Source organism: Dialister sp., from assembly GCF_036343215.1.
In the GTDB taxonomy this organism is placed as follows: domain Bacteria; phylum Bacillota; class Negativicutes; order Veillonellales; family Dialisteraceae; genus Dialister.
This window is the reverse complement of record NZ_JAZASU010000082.1, coordinates 1-7,757: the sequence shown is the minus strand read 5'-3', so window position 1 is coordinate 7,757 and position 7,757 is coordinate 1. Positions and strand designations below refer to the sequence as shown.

At 50.9% G+C, this 7,757-nt stretch carries 7 protein-coding genes; 1 reads left to right on the top strand and 6 read right to left on the bottom strand.

From position 1 onward, the window contains the following. The 6 genes from VZT47_RS08545 to VZT47_RS08520 all read right to left on the bottom strand — a co-directional run. On the bottom strand, positions 1-195 hold a 195-nt coding region (locus VZT47_RS08545), incomplete at its 3' end, for a hypothetical protein (protein WP_442877429.1). A gap of 184 nt (positions 196-379) precedes the next feature. Continuing rightward, the gene (locus VZT47_RS08540) at positions 380-1,855 is read right to left on the bottom strand and encodes a zinc-ribbon domain-containing protein (RefSeq protein ID WP_330224547.1); all 1,476 of its coding nucleotides are present in this window, start codon (positions 1,853-1,855) and stop codon (positions 380-382) included. A gap of 5 nt (positions 1,856-1,860) precedes the next feature. After that, on the bottom strand, positions 1,861-2,607 hold the full coding sequence (locus VZT47_RS08535; RefSeq protein WP_330224546.1) for a hypothetical protein: 747 nt from the start codon (positions 2,605-2,607) through the stop codon (positions 1,861-1,863). Continuing rightward, positions 2,579-4,186, bottom strand: coding sequence for a hypothetical protein (locus VZT47_RS08530; protein WP_330224545.1), 1,608 nt, complete (start codon positions 4,184-4,186; stop codon positions 2,579-2,581). Before VZT47_RS08530 ends, VZT47_RS08535 begins: the two co-directional genes overlap by 29 nt. Then, positions 4,128-6,041: a hypothetical protein gene (locus VZT47_RS08525; protein WP_330224544.1), complete on the bottom strand. Its 1,914-nt coding sequence runs from the start codon at positions 6,039-6,041 to the stop codon at positions 4,128-4,130. The genes VZT47_RS08530 and VZT47_RS08525 overlap by 59 nt, the downstream gene beginning before the upstream one ends. After that, positions 6,028-7,341 (bottom strand): hypothetical protein, encoded by a 1,314-nt coding sequence (locus VZT47_RS08520; protein ID WP_330224543.1) that lies wholly within the window; start codon positions 7,339-7,341, stop codon positions 6,028-6,030. Before VZT47_RS08520 ends, VZT47_RS08525 begins: the two co-directional genes overlap by 14 nt. A gap of 151 nt (positions 7,342-7,492) precedes the next feature. Between VZT47_RS08520 and VZT47_RS08515 the strand changes: the two genes are divergently transcribed. Further along, positions 7,493-7,757 (top strand): hypothetical protein (locus VZT47_RS08515; RefSeq protein WP_330224542.1); only part of this gene is annotated, 265 nt, incomplete at its 3' end.

Sequence of the window (7,757 nt, the reverse complement as noted above, 5' to 3'; positions counted from 1 at the left end):
CTGGACAGCATCTTTCAGGATCCGCTGTTTCTGGGAAAGAAGTTCTGTATTCTTCGGATCCAGCTTGAGGAGCTTTGAGACATCCTTCAGCTGGCTCTGTGTGCTTTTGATCGTGCTGTTGACAGACTTTAGCGACTGCTCCAGCTTTGTTGTATCACCCCCGATCTCAACGGTGATTCCCTTGATGTTAACCATTTTTTCTTCCGGCCTTAGTTTTGTTCATTTTTACAGAATCACAGACTAAACTTGTGTTGCTAAAGCTACTCGTTTTGTTCAAAAGCTTCATTCCAGCCTTCCTCCTTCCCGTAGTAATTCTCGCATCAAAAAAGGATGACTGCGCTCTGCAATCACCCTTTTCAGAACTGATCATTATCTAAGATCACATGAAATGTGTCCTCATTCTTATCCGGCCGTCACATTTCGGGCATCCATTACCTCTATATCGATCAGACGGCTTGGATTTCCAGCTATGCCCATTCCTGCATTTCCACCAGATGTCACGATTGCTTTGAGCCGTCACATCCTCTGGTCGTAGATCACCATTCTTTTCATAATCCCATTCTACAGCAATTTCAGGTATTGTTGTTTTCAGATCATTTATTCCCGGAATGGCCTGTCTGCCCGAACATACTGGGCACCCATGGTTCTTCCGTGAGTAAATGGCGGCTCGCCAGCTATGGCCTTCCGCGCATTTCCACCATACCTTCTTCTGGCTTCCCGGCATCACATTATCCGGCCGCAATTCACCGTTTTTATCATAATCCCACTCTGAAGCCAGGACAGGATCCAAGGTGGCCAGGTCATTCTCACCGGCTATTGCTCTCTGACCAGCGCAATACGGGCAGCCTCGCTTATGCAGCGTTCTGTTGGACACAGACCCTTGCCAGCTGTGTCCTCTTGCACAGCACCACCACACCTTCCTGTTTGAGTGTGAAATGACCATTTCCGGTTTCAGTGATCCATTTTTTTCATAATCCCATTGCGATGCCACTTCGGGAAACATCGTTTTCAGGTCATTAAATCCTGCCAGCACTTTTTTATTCGCGCAATAAGGGCATCCACTTCCACGGATGCGATGATTAGGGCTTATCTTCCAACTGTGTCCAAGCCCGCATATCCACCAAACAGGAATGTTTGAACCCGGTCTCATTTCTTCCGGCCTGCAATTGGTGTTCTTTTTGTAATCCCACTCAGCGGCCAATTCCGGGCATATAGTGACAAGATCATTAACTCCCGACTGTGCAATGCGTCCGCTGCAAACAGGGCAGCCAGTATCATGACGGTTCTGAACGGCCGTCTGCCAACTATGGCCTTCCTTGCAAATCCACCATATCCTGTGCTTAGAAAACTGTGTTACCATCTCTGGCCTTAAATCACCATTTTTTTCATAATCCCACTGTGATGCCACTTCGGGATCCTGCGATTTAAGGTCATTAAAGCCTTCCAGCACCTTGCGGCCTGCGCAATACGGACAGCCAGTCCCATGGTTTCTGTTTGCCGGCGTAGCCTCATAGCTATGTCCTTCCGGGCATATCCACCAAACCTTTTTCCCGTAATTCAAAGTCACGGCTTCCGGGAGCAGGCCTGCGTTTTTATCATAATCCCATTGGTCTGCCCGGCCAGGAGCTTTTGTTTTCAGGTCGTTGTACCCTGCCATCACTTTTTTGTTTGCACAATACGGACATCCCGTTCCATGGCAACGGTTTGCCGGTGTGGCTTCCCAACTATGTCCAATCCTGCATTTCCACCAGACATTCTTTCCTGAATGCATCGAAACCATCCCTGGCAACAATGCCCCGTTTTTTGCGTAATCCCAATCTTCAAGAAGATCAGTCCTGTCCAGTATTGTTTCCATCCCCCTCACGATGTCCCCTCCGGTATAGCATCCCACATCTGCCGCAGCAGTTCCTCTTCCCGGGAAATCATCTTCCTGTCACCGGCATAAGCCGCGCTGGCCGCAGATGGGAACTTCCCGTCGATCAATTTTTCTTTCGCCTGCGCAGTCACCTCCGTGTCCGGCTTATTCAACTGGTTTTCATCTGCCAGGATTTCATTTGCCAGCGCCGGATATAGATAAGTACGCAACATTTTTCTCAGATATCTGTTTTCAATCGTCAGGCTCCTGGCCTCCGCCCTTGAAGCAGCATGCTCTTTTCTGAGGGCCTCATTTTCCTCCCGGAGCGTTTCGCAATCATTCTCAAGCTGCTTTCTTGCGGATGCGGCGGCGTCGGCATCACACCGGATCTGAAGGGTGCTCTCATAAATGTACTGCCAGTAGGCGTCCAGTTCCCCCAAGGCGGTACGTAGGGCATCCGGATCCTGACGCACTTTCATTATCCGCACCACATCAAGGCTTTTGTATGAGTTCCCGAGTTGGATTCCCATACCGTTTTCGTTCCTGACCAGTGCTTTCAGTTCCTCTATGCGTCTCCGGACCCTTTCATCCCGGCGAAAATCATACGCTTTTACCTGTTTCCCAAGCCTTGCAGCGTATTCTTCCAACAGCGAACATTTCAGCTTTGCCGGGTTACCGGCAGCTTCCGATGTAAAGAAGGAATCCACGATTGCTACCAGCTCATCACTTTCTGTTTTCTTCGGCCTCGCCATTCCCCGCCTCCATATCTTTCCACAGGCATTCACGGTAATGATGGCAACTTTGCTGCAGCCTGAGCATTGCCTGCCGGATGTTTTCCTGGCATCCAATTCCTTGCCTCACAGCTTCCACCATGTGCATCAAGAACCAGCTGTCAGCCTCTACTTTCTGCCTGCCCTGTTCCGTATCAAAAAAATCAAGATGCTGTCCCTGTCTGTCACGCCGGAAATAGCGGCAGCTCTTGCAGTCACCTATCTCGCCCAGGGAATTCACAGTCTGGATGCAGTCATCCACTTCCTCCATCCGCCGTCTCGGGGACCTGCACCATCCTTCCGGTACCCTGGTCAGTTCTGTTAATGGTGTCAATGAGTAAACGCTTTTCCCATTAATCCTGGCGCCGGCGCCCTTTCTGATCTTCCTGAAAAAGGCATATGTCGAGCATTCCACCAGTTCCGCCATGTTTGTATAATAATGGGAACTGATGCCAATGTTTGTGTGCCCGGCCAGTTCCATGCACATCCTCGGCGACCCACCTGAAATGATCAGGTTCATCATGGCTATATGGCGCGTATCCCCCAGGTTGACAACCGGGATTTCTTTTCCTGCCAGTACATTTCTGTAAAAATCATCCTTTGTCGTCTTCAGGCAGCCATAATTATAGATTTCCCCGGTTGACATCCTGTGGAGTTCCCTGTAAGGTTCATAGCAGAATAGCGAATCAATAGGTGGGGCGGCCATTTTCCCAGTAGCTTCCTTATACCAGAGTATTGATTCCGCAACCTCAGAGGAGATGGGATAGGATTTCTTTTCATAGTCCGAGTCAATACGGTAAGCCATCAGTGTGTTTCCGCCTTTGAGGCGTGTACGCCTTATGGTTACTATGTATCCTTTCTCCGTTTCCCGGATACAATCCCTCGGCATCATCAGGAATTCAGTAACCCTGAGCGGAAGGACCGCAGTAAGCTCCCACCACAAATACAGTGGGAAATAAAACCTGCGATCTTCCGGTCCCGCGCCCTGCCAGTATTCATCCATGGCATCATGGAAACGGAAATAGGCCGCGAAATCCAGGAGCCTGCGCTGTCCGCCGGTCCGTATGCGCTGCACCGCCGCACAATCTTCCAGACATTCAATCGCCGCATTTCTTGCCTCAGAGAAGCCCGGGATCAGCTGCAGGAGCTCCGCTATGTGCGCTGATTCTTCACCGAATCCATCATCCTCCGGAAAGTCTTCAGCAGCTATCCGGCACAGGTGATAAGCCAGTTCACGTAATGATGCAAGCGTCCACGCACCCATATGGAACAGTACATAGCTTTTGACAGCTTCCTTATAACACTGCGATGTGCATCCGATCCAGTGAGCCGCATGCCCTTCGTAATCGCTGTCTGAATAGGAAAAGCGTATCGCGGTCCTGCTTTTTTCATCTGTAACAGGCCATTCATCATCTTCGAACCTGCCACCGGTAATGATCCCATGGGACAGGTAACGATTGAAGATTTCCTTTGCTTTGCTGATTGTTTCCGCATCTATGGAGTCAACCGCCAGGAACCTGCTGTAATCCGTTCCCGCCAGTTTGTTCGCCGCAGTAAGCATAGCCTGACAAGCCTCCTTCCATGATCTGTGACAACGCGCCCATGTCGGCTTCCTGGAGCATGCCTTTTGTACAGGCAAGGTATTCACCGATGACCGGCAGGACCGCTTTTTTCATCATTGCGCGGTACCGCCAGCCGTCCGGTCCTCCTGACAGATCCCGCATCCTGGCATACTCACTGGAAAGATGGTGCAGGATGGATTTTGTATGAATTTCATACCGGCAGCCGACGCATGCAGGCCTTTCCGGAAACACACAGGGGAAACCACCGCCGGTCATGGCACACAGACATCCTTCCTGCTTGGAAACAGCCCTGCCGGATGCGATCTCCTGGACGATGACCGCAACATCCATCCCGGACGATACGATATCCGACACGGTTTCCTTAGCCTTGGCAAGTGAGGTTTCACACATCCTCACGATGCCTTCAATCCCGGAAGGCCGTATCCCCACCTCCCTGATCAGGCTTGTCTGTTCCTGGATGGTCAGCCCGGTGTATTCACTGCCGGCATACACCTCAAGAAGCAGATGGGGGATGAAGCCGAAAACGCCGCGCTCAAACATTTCCCTGGCGATGAACTCCGGCTTATATCCCGAGAATGCGGCATCGCGCAGGTAAATATCCGTGACATCCGGCAGCGTGCCGAGGCCTCCTTTATGGCTTCTTGCCAAGGCGGCGATCATATATCCCCTCATGCTGCCTTCTGAAGAATCTGCCATCATTTCGAGTCCCTGCAGGTACGCCTTGTTCGCCCTGGAGCTGGCAAACCCCTTACCGGCAAGGATGTCCATGAAATCCTTCCCGAGAAATCTGCGCATCCGGCTTATAGACCTGTCCGCCCGGATAAATGATTCGCCGGGCTTCGTTTCCGGGTGATGGCTGGCAGCAATCCCGAGAATGATTCCCATGGGTTTCTCCAGCGACACCGGAATGAAAACTTTCAAATCCGGTATCCCCGAACCCGCCATTGTTTTATTGGGACGCTTTGGACGGAACCTGATCCGGATCTGCACATCCCGTGAAACGGCTTCCGGAGATTCCAGCGTACCTGAAACGGCCTTTTCACGGAATGCCTCCCCCGATTCCCCCAGATCCGGTTTAGGGATCCTTACGATATCCGTGGAGCGCAGCCCGCATACAAAGTGCATGGCGAGGAAGGCCCACAGATTCGCCTGGGCGGCAGATTCACAGGCCTTTTCCAAAAGGCCCTGTTGTTTCCACCATTCCTCATTAAACAGGCAGTAGGCCATGCTTGAAAACTGGCGGACCGTGTATGCCTCTGTCTCTTCACGCTTTTTCCGATATTCAAACCTGTACTGCCAGCCACTAATCCCGAGTTTCTTTTGCATCCATGCGTTAAATCCGGCATACAATTCACTGACAGCCCTGGTCGCTTCAACGTCAAGCGTATCCACAAGTTTCTCCATCTCTTCAGGATTGAGTACCGTGATCTCCCCAGGCAGATGGAAGAGCAGGAAATCAAAAAGCCTCCATGCAGAAATGTCATCTGCCAGATTTTCGCCTGAGATGTATTCCCGGTAAAGGGCAGTTGTCCGTGGCAGTATTTCTTCCCCATAGCGCATGAGTATCTCCAGTTTTTCGCTGTTTCCTTTCCGAAATCCATCCAGCCAAAGATGGAGGCTGCTGCACAAGGCAGATGCCTGTTCTTCTGTAACATACAGCTTTTTACCAGCCAAAACTGTATTGTCCGGAAGAACTTCAACATCCTGCCCGAACCAGCCATTCATCTCCAGAAAACTCAGAAGTTTCCTCCGCTCCTTTATACTCCCCGTGTATAAGGATTTCCTCTTGCATGCCAGGTCTTTTACTGCTGCATAGAGATCAGTCTTTCCCATGCCACAACGCACCTTCTTCCATCAGGAATGACGCCAGCAACTCATTGGTCTTTGCCAACTCACGCACGAGATCGCCCTTATTCTGGAGGTAGACAAGGGCACTTTCAGGACTCCTGTCCCCGCGCCAGAACTGAAGTTGATCAATGGTTTCTCCCCGCAGGGCGAGCTGTACGGAAAACCAATGCCTCAGGGAATGCGGCGCCAGCTTGTTCTCGCAAAGCATCTGGCCGTATATCCTGCACTCCGGATCTGAATGCTCCAGGAGTAGCGGGCGCAGGTAGGTATCCACCAGATACTGGAAACGGGCATAGTAGTTGCCGTAGGTCATGGCCATTCCATTGGCGTTCACAAACATGGGGCAATAATCCGCCTCAAATGTCTGCGTGGCCAGGAAGGCTTTATGACTTTCATACAACTGCTGGAACGCTTCCAGAAACGGTGGATAGACACCCTGTCTCCGCTCCTTCTTGATCTTTCCGCACCCCACTCCGTCGCTCCGCATGGCGTATTCATGGGTCAGGTCAATGTCAGCTCGGATCAGCCTGCCGTCCAGGTACGTAAAGATGATACCGTTGCCCTTGGGGCTGCCTTCCTGCCTGACATTCATCACTTCCCCTGGACGGAGGCCGGCGAATGCCTGCAGCCCCATGGCAAAAGCGATGTCCGGGGCATACCGCAGCGCCAGGTTCATCAGGATCTTGAACACCTTCGTCGGAATGTCCCTGAAGATTTCCTTCTCCTCCGGTACATACCGGATCTCAAAATCCGGAACCGATCTTTTTACCAGCCTGCCACTGTGGTCATAGCCCTGTGTTTCACGGTACAGTTCATTCCTCTTCATGGCGACATACCCTCCATACTTCCAGCTCAGCTTTACGAAGAACAACGTGACTGAATGTATGCAGTTTTCCACGCTTTCGCTGCCCCTGTGTCCTCCGTCCGCCTTAGTGCCCATGGCATAGTCCGTGAAGAATGCCACCAGCATCCCCTTCGTGACTTTGAACACATGGTCTATCCTGTATACCTCATAGTTATCAATCAGGATGTAGTTCAGCATCATGCAGATATAGTGCATCCTGGCATTGGCATCAGAAGCGAGCGGCCTGGCCGTCCTGTTATTGTAAGCCCCCGTGTAGTTATGCAGCCTGGTGAAACGGACGATCACCCCGTACTGGTTCTTCAGCACGATGAATGACCGGATATACGACAGCCCGTCCTCTGTCACCAGCTTGTGCTCATAAACAGCGTATCTGTAATCCTTTCTGGGATCCCTACCGGTAATCCGAATCGTCTCTCCCATAGCAGCACCCCTTTACGAATGCCACTTTACCATAAAAATCCGATCAGCATAATTCTTGTATTTATATGCCAGTTACACTACTGTGGGGAGGTATTTCCAGCCTTTGGGAGATACATCCCGGGAGTGGATTCCCGGGAGCTTCAGATCTAAAATGAACAAAACCACCCTTCTCTGTTCCAGATCCATTCACCCGGTTTTGAACAAAACCGTTTTGTTCATTCCCTCGTTCTGTTCATTTCTTTCCATCCATGAACAAAACCCTCAAAGCCATTATTTACAAGGCTTCAAGGGCTTTTCGACGACCATCCAGGTTTTGTTCGCGAAAAAAAAGTTTTTTGATGCGGTTCGCCATAGGATGCGCCTCCTTTCCTTAAAATTTGTCGAAATCCTCCTGCGTTGCGATCTTGGAGTAGGTG

Coding starts and splice junctions, on each gene's coding strand:
- VZT47_RS08540 (WP_330224547.1), bottom strand. CDS start 1,855: ATGGAAACAATACTGGACAGGACTGATCTTCTTGAAGATTGGGATTAC.
- VZT47_RS08535 (WP_330224546.1), bottom strand. CDS start 2,607: ATGGCGAGGCCGAAGAAAACAGAAAGTGATGAGCTGGTAGCAATCGTG.
- VZT47_RS08530 (WP_330224545.1), bottom strand. CDS start 4,186: ATGCTTACTGCGGCGAACAAACTGGCGGGAACGGATTACAGCAGGTTC.
- VZT47_RS08525 (WP_330224544.1), bottom strand. CDS start 6,041: ATGGGAAAGACTGATCTCTATGCAGCAGTAAAAGACCTGGCATGCAAG.
- VZT47_RS08520 (WP_330224543.1), bottom strand. CDS start 7,341: ATGGGAGAGACGATTCGGATTACCGGTAGGGATCCCAGAAAGGATTAC.